21 protein-coding genes and 2 riboswitches are annotated in these 18,189 nt (G+C 40.0%); of the genes, 2 read left to right on the top strand and 19 right to left on the bottom strand.

Going from position 1 to position 18,189, the window contains the following annotated elements:
* The 9 genes from SM12261_RS06410 to SM12261_RS06450 form a co-directional block, all read right to left on the bottom strand.
* On the bottom strand, positions 1–1,386 hold the full coding sequence (locus tag SM12261_RS06410) for an ATP-binding cassette domain-containing protein (protein ID WP_000522084.1): 1,386 nt from the start codon (positions 1,384–1,386) through the stop codon (positions 1–3).
* Positions 1,387–1,947 carry an ECF transporter S component gene (locus SM12261_RS06415; protein WP_000915275.1) on the bottom strand — a complete coding sequence of 187 codons (561 nt, stop codon included), beginning with the start codon at positions 1,945–1,947 and terminating at the stop codon, positions 1,387–1,389. It lies immediately after the preceding gene.
* 156 nt (positions 1,948–2,103) lie between these two features.
* Positions 2,104–2,192, bottom strand: a riboswitch (TPP riboswitch).
* 95 nt (positions 2,193–2,287) lie between these two features.
* A complete protein-coding gene (gene thiE, locus SM12261_RS06420) occupies positions 2,288–2,917 on the bottom strand; it encodes a thiamine phosphate synthase (RefSeq protein WP_000468570.1) in 630 nt (209 codons plus the stop codon).
* Positions 2,907–3,701 carry a hydroxyethylthiazole kinase gene (thiM, locus tag SM12261_RS06425; RefSeq protein WP_000202461.1) on the bottom strand — a complete coding sequence of 265 codons (795 nt, stop codon included), beginning with the start codon at positions 3,699–3,701 and terminating at the stop codon, positions 2,907–2,909. The genes thiE and thiM overlap by 11 nt, the downstream gene beginning before the upstream one ends.
* Before the next feature lie 234 nt (positions 3,702–3,935).
* Positions 3,936–4,604 (bottom strand): TenA family protein, encoded by a 669-nt coding sequence (locus SM12261_RS06430; protein ID WP_000449832.1) that lies wholly within the window; start codon positions 4,602–4,604, stop codon positions 3,936–3,938.
* Between the two features lie 215 nt (positions 4,605–4,819).
* A riboswitch (TPP riboswitch) is annotated at positions 4,820–4,908 on the bottom strand.
* Positions 4,909–5,056: 148 nt separating this feature from the next.
* Entirely contained in the window at positions 5,057–6,193 is a 1,137-nt protein-coding gene (lctO, locus tag SM12261_RS06435) for an L-lactate oxidase (RefSeq protein ID WP_000120723.1), read from the bottom strand.
* A 159-nt stretch (positions 6,194–6,352) separates the two neighbouring features.
* Positions 6,353–6,535, bottom strand: a complete 183-nt coding sequence (locus tag SM12261_RS06440; RefSeq protein WP_002877065.1) for a hypothetical protein — start codon at positions 6,533–6,535, stop codon at positions 6,353–6,355.
* Between the two features lie 142 nt (positions 6,536–6,677).
* The gene (locus SM12261_RS09430) at positions 6,678–6,962 is read right to left on the bottom strand and encodes a hypothetical protein (protein WP_158077646.1); all 285 of its coding nucleotides are present in this window, start codon (positions 6,960–6,962) and stop codon (positions 6,678–6,680) included.
* A 331-nt stretch (positions 6,963–7,293) separates the two neighbouring features.
* Entirely contained in the window at positions 7,294–7,854 is a 561-nt protein-coding gene (locus SM12261_RS06450) for a TetR/AcrR family transcriptional regulator (RefSeq protein ID WP_000111604.1), read from the bottom strand.
* 253 nt (positions 7,855–8,107) lie between these two features.
* Here SM12261_RS06450 and SM12261_RS06455 point away from each other — a divergent pair, with 253 nt between their 5' ends.
* On the top strand, positions 8,108–8,731 hold the full coding sequence (locus SM12261_RS06455; protein WP_000483067.1) for a cysteine hydrolase family protein: 624 nt from the start codon (positions 8,108–8,110) through the stop codon (positions 8,729–8,731).
* 50 nt (positions 8,732–8,781) lie between these two features.
* Here the strand turns inward: SM12261_RS06455 and pyrE are convergent, their stop codons facing one another.
* From pyrE to typA, 7 genes are all read right to left on the bottom strand, one after another.
* Positions 8,782–9,414: an orotate phosphoribosyltransferase gene (pyrE, locus tag SM12261_RS06460; RefSeq protein WP_000170898.1), complete on the bottom strand. Its 633-nt coding sequence runs from the start codon at positions 9,412–9,414 to the stop codon at positions 8,782–8,784.
* A gap of 33 nt (positions 9,415–9,447) precedes the next feature.
* Positions 9,448–10,149 (bottom strand): orotidine-5'-phosphate decarboxylase, encoded by a 702-nt coding sequence (gene pyrF, locus SM12261_RS06465; protein ID WP_001206736.1) that lies wholly within the window; start codon positions 10,147–10,149, stop codon positions 9,448–9,450.
* A gap of 232 nt (positions 10,150–10,381) precedes the next feature.
* The gene (locus tag SM12261_RS06470) at positions 10,382–11,635 is read right to left on the bottom strand and encodes a cell division protein FtsQ/DivIB (protein WP_000031175.1); all 1,254 of its coding nucleotides are present in this window, start codon (positions 11,633–11,635) and stop codon (positions 10,382–10,384) included.
* Between the two features lie 9 nt (positions 11,636–11,644).
* Positions 11,645–12,703 (bottom strand): UDP-N-acetylglucosamine--N-acetylmuramyl-(pentapeptide) pyrophosphoryl-undecaprenol N-acetylglucosamine transferase, encoded by a 1,059-nt coding sequence (locus SM12261_RS06475; protein WP_000724823.1) that lies wholly within the window; start codon positions 12,701–12,703, stop codon positions 11,645–11,647.
* Position 12,704: 1 nt separating this feature from the next.
* Entirely contained in the window at positions 12,705–14,057 is a 1,353-nt protein-coding gene (gene murD / locus SM12261_RS06480) for a UDP-N-acetylmuramoyl-L-alanine--D-glutamate ligase (protein WP_078228463.1), read from the bottom strand.
* A gap of 114 nt (positions 14,058–14,171) precedes the next feature.
* Positions 14,172–14,426: a DUF3165 family protein gene (locus SM12261_RS06485; protein ID WP_000262672.1), complete on the bottom strand. Its 255-nt coding sequence runs from the start codon at positions 14,424–14,426 to the stop codon at positions 14,172–14,174.
* Between the two features lie 19 nt (positions 14,427–14,445).
* A complete protein-coding gene (gene typA / locus SM12261_RS06490) occupies positions 14,446–16,287 on the bottom strand; it encodes a translational GTPase TypA (protein WP_000164111.1) in 1,842 nt (613 codons plus the stop codon).
* Between the two features lie 161 nt (positions 16,288–16,448).
* Between typA and SM12261_RS06495 the strand changes: the two genes are divergently transcribed.
* Positions 16,449–17,174, top strand: coding sequence for a 16S rRNA pseudouridine(516) synthase (locus SM12261_RS06495; protein ID WP_001235011.1), 726 nt, complete (start codon positions 16,449–16,451; stop codon positions 17,172–17,174).
* A gap of 42 nt (positions 17,175–17,216) precedes the next feature.
* Here SM12261_RS06495 and SM12261_RS06500 read toward each other — a convergent pair whose 3' ends face one another.
* The 3 genes from SM12261_RS06500 to SM12261_RS06510 form a co-directional block, all read right to left on the bottom strand.
* Positions 17,217–17,444 carry a hypothetical protein gene (locus SM12261_RS06500; protein WP_000660081.1) on the bottom strand — a complete coding sequence of 76 codons (228 nt, stop codon included), beginning with the start codon at positions 17,442–17,444 and terminating at the stop codon, positions 17,217–17,219.
* Between the two features lie 88 nt (positions 17,445–17,532).
* A complete protein-coding gene (locus SM12261_RS06505; protein WP_000259256.1) occupies positions 17,533–17,913 on the bottom strand; it encodes a rhodanese-like domain-containing protein in 381 nt (126 codons plus the stop codon).
* Positions 17,913–18,143, bottom strand: a complete 231-nt coding sequence (locus tag SM12261_RS06510) for a YqgQ family protein (RefSeq protein ID WP_001808324.1) — start codon at positions 18,141–18,143, stop codon at positions 17,913–17,915. Before SM12261_RS06510 ends, SM12261_RS06505 begins: the two co-directional genes overlap by 1 nt.
* Positions 18,144–18,189 lie beyond the last annotated feature (46 nt).

Raw genomic sequence — 18,189 nt, forward strand, 5'->3', positions numbered from 1 at the left:
CTATCTCACCTCCCCTTGAGTATTGCTACTCTGAGATGTGAGTGGTTTGGTAATTGTCACTTTTTTCACATGACTGAGACCCTGACTAGTCATCTCAATCCAATAATCAACCACAGAGATCAAGGGATCTAAACGATGGCTAATGATCAGAAAACTTCTTCCCTGATTTCTCTCCTCCACAATCCACTTGCAAAAATAATGGCAGGCTCTATCATCCAAACCTGCAAAAGGTTCATCTAGCAAAATCACAGACGCCTTGCTGGTCAAGATGGTCAAGAGCTGAAGAATCTTTTGCTGGCCACCACTTAATTGATAGGGACTCTTATCAAATGCCTGCTCCAGATCAAAATATTGTAAAGCTTGGAGAATCCGCTGATTTCTTTCAGAGTCTGGACTATCTAATTGCAGTTCCTCTCGCAGACTGACTCTGATAAACTGCTTCTCAGCTTCCTGAACAACACCCGTCAGGTCACGATACAAACTCTTTTTCTTTTTCAGGACTGTCCCCTTCCAGGTAATGCGCCCCTTATACTTTTGAAATTGAAGAATAGATCGAAAGAGGGTTGATTTCCCGACACCATTATCACCCAAGATACAGGAAATCCCTTGGTAAAATGTGAAATCCGCAATTGAAAAGAGGGGATGCTTATCCAGCTCACAAGTTGTTCGATCCATATGGAATAGTTCTGGGCTAGAAGCAATCTCCTTTGAAACAGCCTGTGTCATTTCAGAGGCAGGGATTTGATTTATTTTCGTTAGTTGTCCGTCTCTTAGCTCCACCATATGGTCGATATAGGCTTCATAGTCAGATAAATCATGGTCGCACAAAATAACTGTCTTCCCATTAGAGGCCAACTCTTTTAGAATCTCCAATATCTCTATCCTACTCTTGCGGTCAATGGAAGCGAAGGGCTCATCCAAGAGATAGACCCTAGGATTCATAGCAAAGAGAACAGCCAAAGCAGCCTTTTGCTTTTCCCCACCTGATAAGTGATGGATGGGACGGTGCAAGATCTTCTCGCAGCGACATTGTCGAACCACATCTGCTATTTTAGAATCAATTTCCTGAACGGGATGCCCAATATTTTCCAAGGTAAAAATCAGCTCCTCAAACAAGTTCTCCATGGTAAATTGATGATTGGGATTTTGAAAGAGAATACCAACCGTCTGGACACGTTCGATGATAGAAAGCTGACTGACCTCGCTCCCATTTATCAGGACTTGACCGCTATAGGGAAGAGAACTGACTTGGGCAATCATTTGAAAGAGGCTGGATTTTCCTGAACCACTGCTCCCAACTAACAAGGTAAAGGCTTGCGCATGAAAAGTAAAATCAAGCGGCTCAGGGAAGATTGGTGACTGAATCGCTCGTAGTTCCAGCCCCATCTATGCCTTGCCTCCAGCTGCAAACTGATGATAGAGTTTGACAATGGCACGAACCAAGATGGTACAGAAGAAAAAGACGGAAATAAAACGTACTACAAGCAAGGAAAGGACAAAAGGAAGGGAGAAGGCATAGTAACCTAACTTAATGTATTCATAGACAAAGCTAACAAGCGTAATCCCAATACTATTGGCAGTTAGAGAGAGCCAACTTTCATAGCGATTCTTGGTTACGATAAAACCAAGTTCACTTCCCAAACCTTGAACCAAGCCAGACAAAAGGGCACCTAGACCGAATTGGCTACCATAAAGGACTTCAGCAAGCGCAGCTAGCACTTCTCCAATCGTTGCACTTCCGACTCTTGGAACAAAGATTGCAGCAATAGGCGCAGCCATACACCAGAGACCAAAGAGGATTTCATTGGCAAAGGCCTGTAAACCAAGAGGTGCTAAAATCAGGGTGAGGATATCAAACAGATAGCCTGAACCCACAAAAACACCACCAAAAAAGATAGACAAGAAAGCAAGTAAGATAACATCTTTTAACTGCCATTTTTTCAACATAAAAAAACTCCTTTTTTAAAGAAAAGTGGGGTATTCAATGTGAGCTACCTAAATGCTTTGTATCATCTTCATCCAGTTTCGTAAAAGAAAAAACTCTAATTACAGATAGGAATTAGAGTTCAGCTTACAAGATTAGATGGTTAGTTTCTATAAATACAAAACCATTTCACATTTCCCTTCGCCAGTCTTAACTGTATCAGGTTCAATGGGTATCATCTCAGCCTAAAGCACCCCAAATGTCTTTATTATTTAATTATATAAATATTATAACAAACGATTTTTTCCAGTTCAAGAAATTGAACTGGAAATACAGCAGATCTTTCTTTGGTTAGATCGATACCTATTTTTCACTCATTTCTCGAACAGTTTTTTCTATATTTTTTGCATACGATATTGCTGAAATGATTGAAACACCGTCAACATTGGTCTTCATAATGTCTTTAATATGTTGCGTCTGTATCCCACCAATTGCAACTAAGGGCATTTGTGGCAATAGTTTTCTCATCAATTTAAGACCTTCATAACCTATAGCACCACCAGCATCATCCTTTGACTGGGTATCAAATACAGGACCAACACCAACATAATCTACATATTCAACTTTTGATTGTTGAAATTCTTCCTCGTTTTTTATAGAAAGACCAATTATTTTATCTGGCATCAATTTTCTAATTTCATCAACTCCAAGGTCATCTTGTCCTACATGTACGCCATCAGCATCTATTTCCAATGCCAAATCAATATCATCATTAACGATAAATGGAACATTATATTTTTTACAAAGAGCCTGTAGTTTTATTGCTAGTTCGACTTTTTCTATACCTTTCAGGGCTCCCTCACCTTTTTCACGGAATTGAAATAAGGTTATACCACCTTTTAAGGCTTCCTCAACGACCGTATATAGATCTTTTCCTTGGCAAGTAGTCGTTCCACAAATAAAATATAGTTTTAGTAATTCTTTATGAAACATTTTTCTTCACTCTTTTGAATTTCTTTACATCTTCGTCTGTAATCTCGTATAAGGCATTTATAAATTCAACTTTAAATGTTCCAGGAAGATGCCCATTTGGACGTTTTTCTGCCATTTCTCCAGCGATATTGTAAACCAACATTGCTGTTTCTAATGATTTCAATTCTTGACCTTTTTCTAGTCCGATAAAGCTTGCTACTACAGCACCTAATAAGCATCCTGTCCCAATAACTTTTGGCATCATGGCACTACCATTATGAATCGTTACCACTTCTCCATTTACCGCAATAGCATCCACTTCACCTGTTACTACAATTGGAATATTAAACTTCTCATTTGCTGCTAGAGCAATTTCGTCAATATTATCTACACCCGCACTATCTACTCCTTTAGATTCCACATTTATTCCTACTAAAGAGGCAATCTCGCCAGCATTTCCTCTAATCGCTGCTAGTTTGTAATTGTTAATTAGATCATCTGCTACTTTTTTTCTATATTCTCCTGCTCCACAGGCTACAGGATCTAAAACTGCTGGGACATTATATTTCTCTGCAATTTTCAGAGCAGCTTGGTATAATTTCCAATTTTCATCTGTTAATGTTCCTATGTTTATTAATAAACCACCAGCATACTTTAACAAATCCTCTAAATCTGCTGGAAACTCACTCATGGCTGGTGATGCACCCAGTGCTACTAATCCATTTGCTGTGAAATTTTTTACTACATCATTGGTGATACAAATGACCAAAGGTGCTTTTTCTTTTAATAATTTTAAACTTGTCATATTGAAATCTTTCCTTTTCACTTTATACGATCTACTGATTTCGATTTATCTCTATCTTTCGTTAAGAAATTTTTTTATTTACATTGAATGATTTATGCTCAATGAAAATCAAAGAGCAAACTAGGAAGCTAGCCGTAGGCTGTACTTGAGTACGGCAAGGTGAAGCTGACGTGGTTTGAATTTGATTTTCGAAGAGAATTACCTCATCAAATTTGTAAATATCCTAAACTTTCTCTAGGCATCGTAACCAATATCAAAAAAGGCTAATTCTAAAACGACTGCTTGATTCCAGCGTTGCTGAAGTTCTGTCAAATCTTCTAGACCTTTCCCAACACGATTAAGTTCATCAACCAGAAATTGAACCCACTCTGCAAAGAAAGGACCTCTGTGGAGATTGATCCATTCCGAATGAATGTAGGCTTCAGGTAGAGCCAAATCTTTAGAACCCCAGTCTAAATAGAGACCTTCTGCAATGACCAGCATGACCAAAAGATGTGCATAGTTTGATGAATCCACTGCCGAATACATTAGATCCTGAAAGGCTTTTGTTACAGGATGCAAGGTCACTTCCAGATAATCATTCTCAGATACTTTTAACTCTTTGAAAGCCTTCTGGAAATAACCGTCTTCATCTGCTTCAAGAAAGCCTAGTTGCTTGGCAAAACGAAGCTTGGATTCAAGCTGGTCTGCGTGGGCTACGCAGGCACCCAGCATGGATAAGAAGGCATCAAAGAAGTGATAATCTTGAATTAGGTATTCTTTTAAGACCTTATTCTCAATTGTCCCCGCAAAAAGTTCCTTAACAAAACGATGATTGATTGCAGCCTGCCAATCCTTCTGACTACTTTTTAATAATTCTCCAACAGTCAAACCTGGCTGAAATGCATAGTCTTGTGTTTCCATATTTACTTTTCCTCTCTTTACTCGTTCGTAATCAACAAAACATCAAGAAAATCCTAGTTTTACTTGACCTTTTTAAAGAAAATCAAGGGCGTTCAAGAAGAGCTACCTAAATGCTTTGTATCACCTTCATTCAGCTTATATAAACAAAAAAACTCCAATTACAATCAAGAATTAGAGTTTAGCTTACAAGATTAGATTGTTCATTTCGCCATACGAAAAAACGTTTCACATTTCCCTTCGCCAGTCTTAACTGTATCAGGTTCAATGGGTATCATCTCAGCCTAAAGCACCCCAAATGTCTTTATTATTTAATTACTGGACCAGTATAGCAAAAAATGAAAGCCCTAGCAAGATATTTGACTGAAAAATATATTTATATAGATTTCAATGGTGATTTATTCTTCCTATAGACGAAGAAAAACCTCCACATCAAGTGGAGGCAAGCTATTTTATCAATACAATTTTAAGTCACGAGGGTCAACTGGGAAGGTTGGATTGTATGGGTTGTGACGGAGTTTGAAGTGTTTGACATCTTCAATAGTCTGAGTTCCAGATAACTGCATAACTGTCTTCAATTCTGCATTCAAGTGTTCAAAGACTTGACGCACACCAACACTACCGCCGAGAGCCAAGCCATAGATAACCGGGCGGCCAATAGCTACCAAGTCTGCTCCTGAAGCCAAGGCTTTAAAGACGTGTTGGCCACGACGAATACCAGAGTCAAAGACAATTGGCACACGTTTATCAACTGCTTCAGCTACTTCTTGAAGTGAATCGAAGGCAGCTGGTCCACCGTCGATTTGACGGCCACCATGGTTGGTCACCCAGATACCAGAAGCACCTGCAGCAAGCGAACGTTCAACGTCCTCACGGCATTGTGGTCCCTTGACATAAACAGGAAGTCCTGAGTATTCAGCGATAAATTCTACATCACGTGGAGACAAGCGTTGTTTAGCTGATTTGTAAACAAAGTCCATTGATTTACCAGCACCTTCTGGCAGGTATTCTTCAACAATCGGCATGCCAACTGGGAAGACAAAACCATTACGTTTGTCCACCTCACGATTGCCCCCTACAGTCGCATCTGCCGTCAAGACAATCGCTTTATAACCTTCAGCCTTCACACGGTCCATGATGTGGCGGTTGATTCCATCATCTTTACTAAAGTAAAATTGGAACCAATGAGGTGTCCCTTGAAGGGCTTCCGTAATTTCTGGAAGATCTACAGTAGAGTAAGAGCTAGTTGTGTAAAGAGAACCAAACTCATGCACACCACGCGCAGTCGCCACTTCACCTTGTTCATTTGCCAATTTATGAGCTGCAACAGGCGCCATAATGATTGGTGAAGACAATTTTTCACCTGCAAATTCAATCTCTGTACTTGGATTTTCTACATTGCAAAGTGTATGAGGAACGATGAGTTTGTGGTTAAAGGCACGAATATTCTCACGCAAAGTGAAAGTATCTTCCGCCCCACTAGCGATATAGCCAAATGCTGCTTTAGGAATAACTTGTTGCGCCATTGGCTCCAAATCATAGGTATTAATGAAATCTACATGACCTTCTGCATTGCTTGTTTTGTATGACATAAAATGCCCTCCTTAATAAGTAAGCGTTTACTTTGTATGTTACAAAAATATCTTAACTCTTTTTTCAAAACTTTTCAAATATTTTGTTTGGAAATTTCATACTTTCAATCATTTTACAGAGATAATTAAAAATGATGAACTTTCTTAAGTTATGGAAATTCAAATAATCTTTTCATTTTCTAATACTTTATCATCAAATTGTTCAGCTAGTATAGTTGCTGAGTGATAAAGTTCCTTTGCTTTATTTTTATCATTTTCAAAATAAAGATAGCACTTAGCTTCAAATACTGAAATTCCAGGTTTATAGACTTGCAACGTTGTTACTGATAAAATTTCATTCATCTTTTTACTAGAGATATCATATGTTTATAGTCATTATGAACAACATAAACAACCGCTATGGCACAAAGAACTGATAGTAGCTCTACATTATACATTTCATCACTAACTAATTGCTGTTTCAACAACTTAATCCGAAAATCATCTAATGCTCTCTTCTATAAATCAAGTCTTGACATTGCATAGCAAAATAATCAATTAATAGTAAATCATTGAATGTGTAAACTTGCTTTAGTGTTACTTGCTTAAAATAATCATCAAAAATATCTTCAGCGAAACTACCTGTCCCTGTTCTTATCAAGCCTAATATTCTTTCAATCAAGTCTAGACTCAGCAACTCTTCTTCAGGAAGGATGTCACCGTAACAATTATAAACTTCCTCAATTAAAGTTAGTTTTTCCGTAATACGCTTGGAATCTCCATATACTATACTGGAGACTTCATGATACGGTACTTTATCTTAAAGTATTCCTCAGGAAGAGCTAGTTCTTTATTTTCAAGAAAAGTATCTATCGGAACTTCTAATCGCTTAGATAAATATTGTAACTTAGTAATTGTTGGCAAGGATTGCCCAAGCTCAGTACGCATCAGCTGTTTGATTATTAAGTCAGCTTCTGTCCACAGATCTCTTCTCTCGTCAATTTGTGACGTTCACGTTCCTGTCTTACTCTATGACCAATTTCAGTTTTAATATCTGTTGTCATTCTTACCTCTTAACCACAATCCATAAATTAACATACTTTTAATTCTTCGGCTAAAAATTAACAATAATTCTTTTTCAAATCCGTCATATTATTTTCTAAAACTTGGATGTCTTGGCTGACTTTGAGAATGACAATGCTGCCTTGAATACTGGAGATGACTTGACGGGCCTGCAACTGCGACCGTTCTTCTGACCAGTCAGCATGCAGGTCTTGCAAGAGGCTGGCTAACTTCTCTGTCCACTGGGTCATAAAATCATTGAGAGGACAGCGGAAGTTCTCATCTTCTGTGGACAATTCCACAATCAGATTACCAATTGGGCAACCATAAAAGACTGTCTGACTTTCATGAAATTGACAAACCCAGTCAATCATATCCGAAAACTTGTCACTGTCAGACTTGTCTGCTTCAAAAATATCTTCAAAAAGCTCTTTTCGCCACTTTGCTAAAATATCTTGAATGACCGTCAAACCAATTTCCTTCTTAGATTTGAAATAATAATAAAGCTGCCCCTTGCCAACATCAGCCACCTCCATGATGTCACTGATGGAGGTGGCATCATAACCCTTCTGATAAATCAATTCCTCAGCACTTTGTAAAATACGCTCTTTAACGCTCATCTGCTCACCTCTCTTTTTTCCTATTATAGCAGATTCAGAGTCTGAGACCAAACAATTGAAACCACCTCCTTTTGCCACTGTTTTATCATTAAAATTTTTGTTCTGAGCAAATTGATTTACAAATTCAATTCTAGATGTTATTATAATTGTACCGAACGGTCAGTATGTAACTAAAACTACCATTTGGAAAATCATCAAACTAACAGTCTAAATTCCTATTGGCTGTTAATCAAATCATATTAGGAGGAACCTCATGTTCAATCAGAAAAATGTCGCATTTGTTATCACAGACCCGCAAGTTGAATTCTTAAAATCTACTGGTAAAGGATTCGGAGCAACTAAAGATGTTCTTGAAAAAGTTAATACTATTGAAAATCTGACAAAGCTTTTCGCTCTTGCTAAAGAGCGTGGCTACAAGCGTTTTATCTCACCGCACTACTTCTATCCACACGATCACAAGTGGCAATTTAAAGCTGCTGGTGAAACGATGATGATTGAAAACGAAATGTTTTGGCGTGATAGCCAGTATTCAGCAATTCCAGAAGGCTCTGGAGCAGATATGATTGAAGAGATTAAACCATTTTTGGATGAAGATACTATTGTTGTCAACGGACATAAAATCTTTGGCCCAGAAAGCAACGACCTTAACCTTCAACTCCGCAAAAATGGTATCGACACCGTCATCTTGGCTGGTATGAATGCTAATCTCTGCGTGGATTCACACATGCGTGAACTCATAGAATTAGGCTACAATGTCATTGTTGTTAACGATGCTGTCGGTGCTCCAGGTGAAGAAGCCTACCAAGCTGCACTAACAAACTACGGCTACATTGCCAACCAAGTTTTGACAACTGAGGAAGTTATCGCTCAACTTTAGTATTAAAAACAAAATCAGGTAATCCTAGTGACTACCTGATTTTCTATGTCTTAAGCATCTTGCCAATTTTCTTGGTCTTCTTTAAAGCGTTTTAGGAGATCCAAGCCTTCTGGTGTGATATAGCCTTCTTCTTGGGCTAGATGAATCAATTCACTGTAGTTAGAAAGCGTCACAAGTTTAACACCTGCATCTGAGAAGTTCTTATCTGCTTTTGGCAATTGGTAGCTGAAAATCGCTACAACTCCAAGCACATCTGCTCCTTCTCGTTTTGCTGCTGCTACTGCTTCAAGAACAGAACCACCTGTTGAAATAAGATCTTCAACCACTACCATCTTTTGCCCCTGAGCTACGCGGCCTTCGATTTGGTTACCAGCTCCGTGGTCTTTTGGTTTGCTACGGATGTAGGCAAATGGCAGATTCATCTTGTCAGCAATGATGGCTCCGTGAGGAATCCCTGCTGTCGCAGTTCCTGCAATCACTTCTACCTCTGGAAAGGCTTCTTTGATAGCATCTACAAAACCATTTTCAATTAGAGTACGCGTTTCAGGATAGGCTAGTGTCACACGATTATCAGTGTAAATCGGTGACTTGATACCAGATGCCCAAGTGAAAGGCTCCTCTGGTTTGAGGTAAACGGCTTGAATTTTCAAGAGGTGGCTAGCGATATCTTTAGCAAGTGTCATGGTCTTCTCCTTTTATTTTTCTAATCTAGTTCTTTAATTCCAGTCCTGTGTCCATTCATCCTTGATGGCATGATAAGCTGCAACAGGATTCTCAGCTTGGGTAATGGGACGTCCCACTACGATATAGTCACTACCGATTTGATAAGCATCCGCTGGCGTCATGACGCGTTTTTGGTCTCCAATCGCTGCTCCCTGAGGACGAATGCCCGGTGTCAGACAGATAAAATCTGGATTGGTGGCCTGCTTGATGAGTTGCACTTCCTGAGCCGAGCAAACGACACCATCCAAGCCAGCTTCAGCTGTCTTCTTGGCATAATGTATTACAGACTCTTGCAGGCTGGTTTGGATGTTTTGAAAGTCCTGCATCTGAGTTTCTGACGTTGATGTAAGCTGCGTTACAGCTATCAATTTTGCTTGACTTCCAAGACCTTCACGCGCAGCCTTCATCATCTCTACACCCCCAGCAGCATGAACATTGGTCATATCCACTCCAAGCTGAGATAAGACCTTCATAGCTGACTTAACTGTATTGGGAATGTCATGCAGCTTGAGATCCAAAAAGACACTGTGCCCCTGGTCTTTCAAGTAAGAGACAATCTCAGGCCCCGTTGCGTAATAAAGCTCCATCCCTACCTTAAGATAAAGGCTTTCTTCTGCTGGAAAAAGAGCTAAAAATTCCTTGACCGCCTCAAAACTAGGAAAATCAAGAGCAATAACTGGACGATGTTCTCGCATAGGTTTCTCCTTTTACCTTTGCTAGTGAGAGAGTCTGGCCACAAGAAGCCACGAAAAAAGGAACCTGCCAACAGCAAGGTTCCACGAAAAATGGGTAGTCTCCACCCTTTCACCGTCTAACCTTAGCTGCCTCTCTGGACTGCTTTAAAGGTTTTTTACTATTCTATTATTTCTACTAGAACTTGTCAAGTAAAAACATGACCACTGAAGAACTACAAGAGAAAAGCTAAACCTAGCGGCGCGATGAACGTCGGGTCGTTTGGTTTTGATTGCCCTCTTCCTCCAGCTTTTTCCTTTCCTCTTCTAATTTATTCTGCTGTTCTTCCAGTCTTTTCTTCTCTTCCTCTTTTTGTTTCTTCTCAGCTTCCTTAGCCTCTTGTTTGGCTTTTTCCTCAGCCTCCATAATTAATTTATCCGCCACTGTGTAGCTGTAAATTCCAGCTTCCATGTCAATCACACTTGGTTCTGACAATTGAGGCTTAATTTTACTGTAATAAGGCAATTTCTTACTCATTTCAGAAAGGGGAACCAAGACTTCGTCCGAATCATTCATAGTCAATCGAATTAAATCTGATGTCACCTTGCTTGGGGCTAGTTCCACCTTTTCGATGGCTGCTTTGAGTTCTGGGCTAATTTGAGCAAGTTCTGAGGTAAAGGTCTTGATTTGTTCGCTGTCATTAAAGAGAACTGATATATAAGTTTCTGGCAGACTCACCAAACTGACCGAACTGGTTTCAAGCTGACCACTTGAAAGAATTGGATAATGATTTTCTCCAGAAACATAGTAGGCCACAATATCATATTCCTTGACCTTGATTGTAAACTTGGTTGGAAATTGATAGACAAGCTGAGCTGATTCAACCCAATAATTAGACTTAATCTGCTCTTCATATTTTGCCTTATCTAGCAGAAGGTTAATCGTATAATCCGAATCCTGAATGCCTGAAGCCTGTAGAATATCATCATCTGTAGTTTGCACTGTTCCCTCAACACGAATATCCTTCATGGTCGCATAAGGACTAAGCAAATAAGCAGAGACAACCAATAAAATCAGACTGAGAAACAAAATCGAGATAGCCCGCCAGATATGAACTCCTGGAATTTTCGGTTTGACCGGTTTTTCCTTTACAGGCTTTTTCTCTAGTTTTTTATCCTGTTTATTCTGTTTCTTTGGCTCTTTGGATTTTGGTTCTTCTTTGGGTACTTCTTTTTTGACGTCTTCTGACTCTTCTACTTTTTCTTCAGACTCTTCCTTAGCTGATTTTGAGTCTTTTGGATCAGATTCACTCTCTTGGTCCTCAGTTGCATCTGACTTTTCAGATTTTGAAGCCATTCGAGCTTGTCTTTCCTTTTCCTTCTCCTCAGCTAGGGCTACTTCTTCCTCAGCCTTCTTTTTTAGATATTCTTGGTTTCGTTTCTGCCATTCTGATAACTCTTTAAATTCTTCGAGGATTTCTTTGCCCTCATTTTTCTTATCTTTTGACATTTACTTTCCTTATGATAAATCTTTTTTTAACAATTGATAAAAATCTGCTAGAGATTTCAATTCCTTAGAAGCCTTCATCTTGGCTTGATAGTCTTCCTTGTGGCTTAGTAAGTGAGAAAGCTTCTCTTCCAAACTGTCCAAGGTCAAATCGCTTTCTTGAAGCTCTTCTGCATAGCCTTTTTTTACAAAGTAAGCTGCATTTTCAATCTGGTCACCACGACTAGCTTCACGACCAAGTGGCACAATAACATGCAATTTTGCCATGGCCAAGAGCTCAAAAATCGTATTGGCACCACCACGTGTCACAACAATATCAGCCAATTCCATCAAGGGTTGATAGAGATTGGTCACATAGTCAACACGAAAGAGATTTTGGCTCAACTCATTCAGGCTAGAATCTCCAGTTAGATTGATAATATTGTAGCGCTCTGTCAGTTCTTTCTTATAGTCTGTCACCAATTGGTTAAAGACACGAGCGCCTGCAGAACCACCGACAAACAATACAGTTGGCAATTTAGGATTAAAGTGGGTTTGGATATCCACCAATTCATCTGGTTCTGAATTTTTTTGGTCTGAAACCTTTGTCACTGCCCCCACATGCTCGACCTTAGACAAACTTGAAGCTTGCTCAAAGGTTGAATACATCTTAGTCGCAAATTTATAGGCAATTTTATTAGCCAAGCCCATAGATAGGTCAGATTCGTGAATAAAGACAGGCACTCCTGACACACGCGCAGCGATAACAGGCGGCACAGAGACAAAGCCCCCCTTTGAAAAAAGGGCCTGTGGACGAAGTCGCAACATGATAAAAAGAGATTGGACAATTCCCCAGCCAACTTTAAAGACGTCCAGCATATTTTGCCAAGAGAAATAGCGACGCAATTTTCCAGTCGCAATAGAATGGAAGGTAACATCCAAACCTGACTTGAGGATTTCTTGGTGTTCGATACCACGCTTGTCCCCGATATAGTGGACTTCCCAACCATCTTCGATGAACTTAGGCATTAACAAAAGGTTAAGGGTCACGTGTCCAACCGTCCCCCCACCTGTAAAGACAATTTTTTTCATATTATTCCTTTAACTCCGCTACTGTGTCGATAAAGAGGTCGCCACGTACTTCAAAGTTAGCATACATATCCCAGCTGGCATTGGCAGGACTGAGAAGAACCACATCTCCTTGAGTCGCAAGCTCGTAGGCCTTGCGGGTCGCATCTGCAATATCAGTCGCATCCACATATGCCACACCAGCCTTGTCTGCTGCCCGTTTAACACGTTCTGCAGACTGACCAAGGATGACCATCTTCTTGAGTCCAGTAATATCTGGCACCAATTCGTCAAACTCATTGCCACGGTCCAAACCACCTGCAATCAAAATGACCTTGCTGTTGTCAAATCCTGACAAGGCTTTTTGAGTAGCCAAGATATTGGTTGACTTGCTATCATTATAGAATTTGACACCCTTGATTTCATCCACAAATTGGAGACGGTGTTTGACACCTCCAAAGGCTGAAAGAGTTTCTTTGATGGTTTGGTTATCCACACCACGAAGCTTGGCTACAGCAATCGTCGCAAGGGCATTTTCCACATTGTGGCTACCTGGAACTCCGATTTCATTCGCTGCCATGACCACTTCCCCACGGAAGTAGAGTTGACCATCTTCCAGATAAGCTCCATCAACCTTTTCCTGTGTTGAGAATGGTACAACGGTAGCTTGTGTTTTTCTTGCCAATTCTTTTGCCAAGTCTTGATTAAAGTTCAAGACAAGGAAATCAGCCGCTGTCATCTTGTTCTGGATATTCCACTTGGCTGCTACATATTCCTCAAAAGAACCATGATAATCGATATGAGTTGGCATGAGGTTGGTAATAACCGCAATCTCAGGATGGAATTCTTGAACACCCATCAGTTGGAAAGAAGAAAGTTCCATGACAAGCGTGTCCTTGTCTGACGCAGTTTGTGCAACCTGACTAGCAGGATAGCCGATATTTCCTGATAAAAGACCATGTTGGCCAGCAGCAGTCAAAACTTCCCCAATCATAGTCGTTGTGGTTGTTTTACCGTTCGAACCAGTAATACCAACAATCGGTGCTTCAGAAATCAAATAAGCTAATTCCACCTCAGTCAAGACTGGAATTCCCTTGGCCAAAGCCTTTTCAATCATGGGATTGCTGTAGGGGATACCTGGATTTTTCACCATGAGGGCAAACTCTTCATCCAAAAGTTCCAATGGATGGCCACCTGTAATGACCTTGATCCCTTCTTCCAGCAAACTTTGGGCAGCTGGATTGTCCTCGAAAGGTTTCCCGTCATTTACTGTCACAATGGCACCTAGCTTGTCCAACAAACGAGCTGCAGATTCACCTGACTTGGCCAAACCTAAAACAAGGACTTTCTTATTTTTAAATTGATCTATTACTTTCATGTCTCGAACTCCATTTCTACTCTTACTATTTTACCATTTTTATGGAAATAATTCTAAACGAAAATGCTCAGATTCAGCATTCTAACAAACAAAAAGAGAGCCAAAGCTCTCTTTTTATCTTCTTTTGTTTTTACTAACCGACATGAGGGTAATATCTCGCAAGCTAAAGTATGCTAGGAAGAGCATGGCGATTGCGATAAAGAATTCTGTCGGTAGCTGAAAAATTTGCAGGACAGACAACATCAGCAAAATCAAGAGTGCTACGAAAGCAAAGACGACAAGGACGATATTGACTGTCCCTTTAATGCTTTCTGGTGTCGCAAATACATAGAGTAGTAATAAGAGGAGTCCTATGATTAAATAAACCATCTTTATCTCTTTCTAGCTCTTATTCAGCTGATTTTTTCTTCTTGTTAGCTTTCTCACGCTCTGCCTTGTTAAGGATTTGTTTACGCAAACGGATAGACTCAGGCGTTACTTCCATGTACTCGTCGTCGTTCAAGAACTCAAGAGACTCTTCAAGTGTCAAGATACGAGGTGTCTTGATAACAGCTGTTTGGTCCTTAGTAGCTGAACGAACGTTAGTCATTTGTTTCGCCTTAGTGATGTTAACTGTCAAGTCGTTTTCACGAGAATTTTCACCGATGATCATTCCTTCATAAACCTCAGTACCTGGGTTGACAAAGATCGTACCACGTTCTTCGATAGACATGATTGAGTAAGTTGTAGCCTTACCAGCATCGATAGAAACAAGGGCACCACGGTGACGACCACCAATTTCCCCTGGAATCAATGGCAAGTATTGGTCAAAGGTATGGTTCATGATACCGTAACCACGAGTCATTGACAAGAACTCAGTTGAGTATCCGATTAAACCACGCGCTGGAACAAGGAAGACCAAACGAGTTTGACCATTACCAGTTGAAATCATATCCAACATTTCACCCTTACGTTCAGAAAGGCTTTGGATAACAGATCCTTGGTATTCTTCTGGAGTGTCGATTTGAACACGTTCAAATGGTTCACATTTAACACCATCGATTTCTTTTACGATAACTTCTGGACGAGATACTTGAAGTTCATATCCCTCACGACGCATTGTTTCGATAAGGATTGACAAGTGCAATTCTCCACGTCCTGAAACAGTCCATTTATCTGGTGAATCAGTTGGGTCAACACGAAGGGAAACGTCTGTTTGCAATTCTGCCTGCAAACGTTCTTCCACCTTACGAGAAGTCACCCATTTACCTTCTTTACCAGCAAATGGTGAGTTGTTGACCAAGAAAGTCATTTGAAGAGTTGGCTCATCGATGTGTAGGATTGGAAGAGCTTCAACTGCGTCTGTCGGAGTAATAGTTTCGCCGACAAAGATATCTTCCATACCTGAAACGGCAATCAAGTCACCTGCTTTGGCTTCTTGAATTTCACGACGTTCCAAACCAAAGAAACCAAAGAGTTTTGTAACACGGAAGTTTTTAGTTGTACCATCAAGTTTAGAAAGGGTAACTTGGTCCCCAACTTTAACAGTACCACGGAAGACACGACCGATACCGATACGACCAACGAAGTCATTGTAGTCCAAAAGTGATACTTGGAACTGCAAAGGCTCATCTGAGTTATCTACTGGAGCTGGGATATGGTCAATAATCGTGTCAAAGATTGGTGCCATAGTAGCTTCTTGGTCAGCTGGGTCATCTGACAATGAAGAAGTTCCGTTGATTGCTGAAGCATACACTACTGGGAAATCAAGCTGGTCATCATCTGCACCAAGCTCGATGAAAAGCTCCAAGACTTCGTCCACTACTTCAGCTGGGCGAGCTGATGGTTTGTCGATTTTGTTAACAACCACGATTGGGACAAGGTCTTGTTCCAAGGCTTTTTTCAATACAAAACGAGTCTGTGGCATTGTTCCTTCGTAGGCATCTACGACCAAAACAACACCGTCAACCATTTTCATGATACGCTCAACTTCTCCACCGAAGTCCGCGTGTCCTGGTGTGTCCATGATATTGATACGAGTTCCGTTATAGGCAACGGCTGTATTTTTAGCAAGGATGGTAATTCCACGCTCTTTTTCGATATCGTTTGAGTCCATAGCACGCTCAGCCAATTCAGTACGTGCATCAAGCGTTTCTGATTGTTTCAATAATTCGTCAACAAGGGTTGTTTTACCGTGGTCAACGTGGGCGATAATCGCAATGTTACGGATATCTTCTCTTAATTTTGTCATGATTTCCTCTATAATATTCAAAATTTATTTTCTAACTGAACGATTATACCATAATTTCAGGTAAATAACATAACTCAAGCAAGTGTAAATGTTTTCACTGTGCTTTTCTTTTCACGTCAAGCCTTTTCAAAGCAAGCGACTTATGATAAGATAGGCACAGTATGCGTTTAGATAATTTATTAGCCCAAGAAAAAATCAGCCGAAAAGCCATGAAACAAGCCTTACTCAAAGGGGAAATTCTAGTCGATGGTTGCCCAGCCCGCTCCCTAGCTCAAAATATCGATACAGGGCTACAAGAACTCCTTTTTCAGGGTCGAATCATTCAAGGCTATGAACACACCTATCTTATGCTTCATAAACCTACTGGTGTCGTTACAGCCAATAAAGACAGGGAACTTCCAACCGTCATGGACCTCCTTCCGCCTGACATCCAGTCTGACATGCTCTATGCCGTCGGCCGACTGGACCGAGATACGACAGGACTCCTCCTCTTGACTGATAACGGTCCTTTGGGCTTTCAGCTCCTCCATCCCCAATATCATGTCGATAAAACTTATCAGGTTGAGGTTAATGGACTTCTGACACCTGACCATATCCAAGCCTTTCAAAAGGGAATTGTCTTTTTAGATGGCACTGTCTGTAAACCTGCAAGACTAGAGATTCTATCTGCAAGTCCTTCCCTCAGTCAAGCTTCTATCACCATTTCAGAAGGAAAATTTCATCAGGTTAAGAAAATGTTTCTCTCGGTTGGTGTCAAGGTGACCTCACTCAAACGAATTCAGTTCGGTGAGTTTACATTAGACCCAGAACTAGCAGAAGGTCAATACCGTCCCTTGAACCAAGAGGAATTGAAAATCATTAAAAACTACTTAGAGAAAAGTGGATAAAACAAAAAAGCTTTCAAATAAAGCTTTTTTGTTTTACACTACTTAATTCATAAAAAGAATCAATCCTAAAACCCAATTAATTACGGAAACTACAATCCCTACAATAGCTATAATTTTTTCTGTTTTATAGTCTAGTCCAGATTCTTTTTGAAGTGAGTTAGCATACAATAAACTGGTAATACCTAAACCAATACCTCCCAACGGAAATAACAAACCAAGAATAATCGACAAGATGCCCACAAAAAGTGGATTTTTCTTCTTTTCTTTCATGTTCTAAGAACTCCTTAAATTTTATACAAATTAATTATACTATAAAACAATAGCTTCATCCTATCATTCGACTAATTTGGAAATAAGATTAGCTAGTCTTCACTTTCCCTTTCCAAGAATCCAAGCCATAAGAAAGGATATAAATCTCAGAAAAGCCTTGTTTTTTCAAGTAAAGAGCTGCATTTGTAACTCGTTGCGCACGTTGGTTTTCGTAGAGAAGGACAGGTTTGTCTTTACGCAGGGCTGCAAGACTAGTCTTCAACTGACTTGAAGGAATATTGCGGGCACCAAGGATATGTTTTCTGTGGAATTCTGCTGGATCACGCAAATCAATCAATTGACCTGTACGAATCAAGGCTTCAAATTCCTCATTGTCCACAATTTTAGCCGCACGGCGAATACGAAGATAGTTAAAGCCCATCCATGCCAACATTGCCAGTATAAGTGCCCACAAAATCCAAGTAACCATTAGTTCTTTTCTCCATTTTTCTCAATATAATCCAATTCTACCTTGTGCTCTCTGCGTAGAACCGCTTCTGCCTCTAGATAGTCTAATTTGTCCATCAACCCTGCATCGTAAATCCGAGAGAGTTCCAACTTCATCAGTTCAATATCATATAAGCGTTTTCCCATGTAAACAATAATACCAAATCGTTTGAGGAATTGCTGCACATCATAGAATGTTTTCATAAGACTCATTCTAGCAAAATTTTGTGTTTTTTTCAAGAAGAGACCACACAAGAAG

Source organism: Streptococcus mitis NCTC 12261 (assembly GCF_000148585.2).
Classification (GTDB): Bacteria; Bacillota; Bacilli; order Lactobacillales; family Streptococcaceae; genus Streptococcus; species Streptococcus mitis.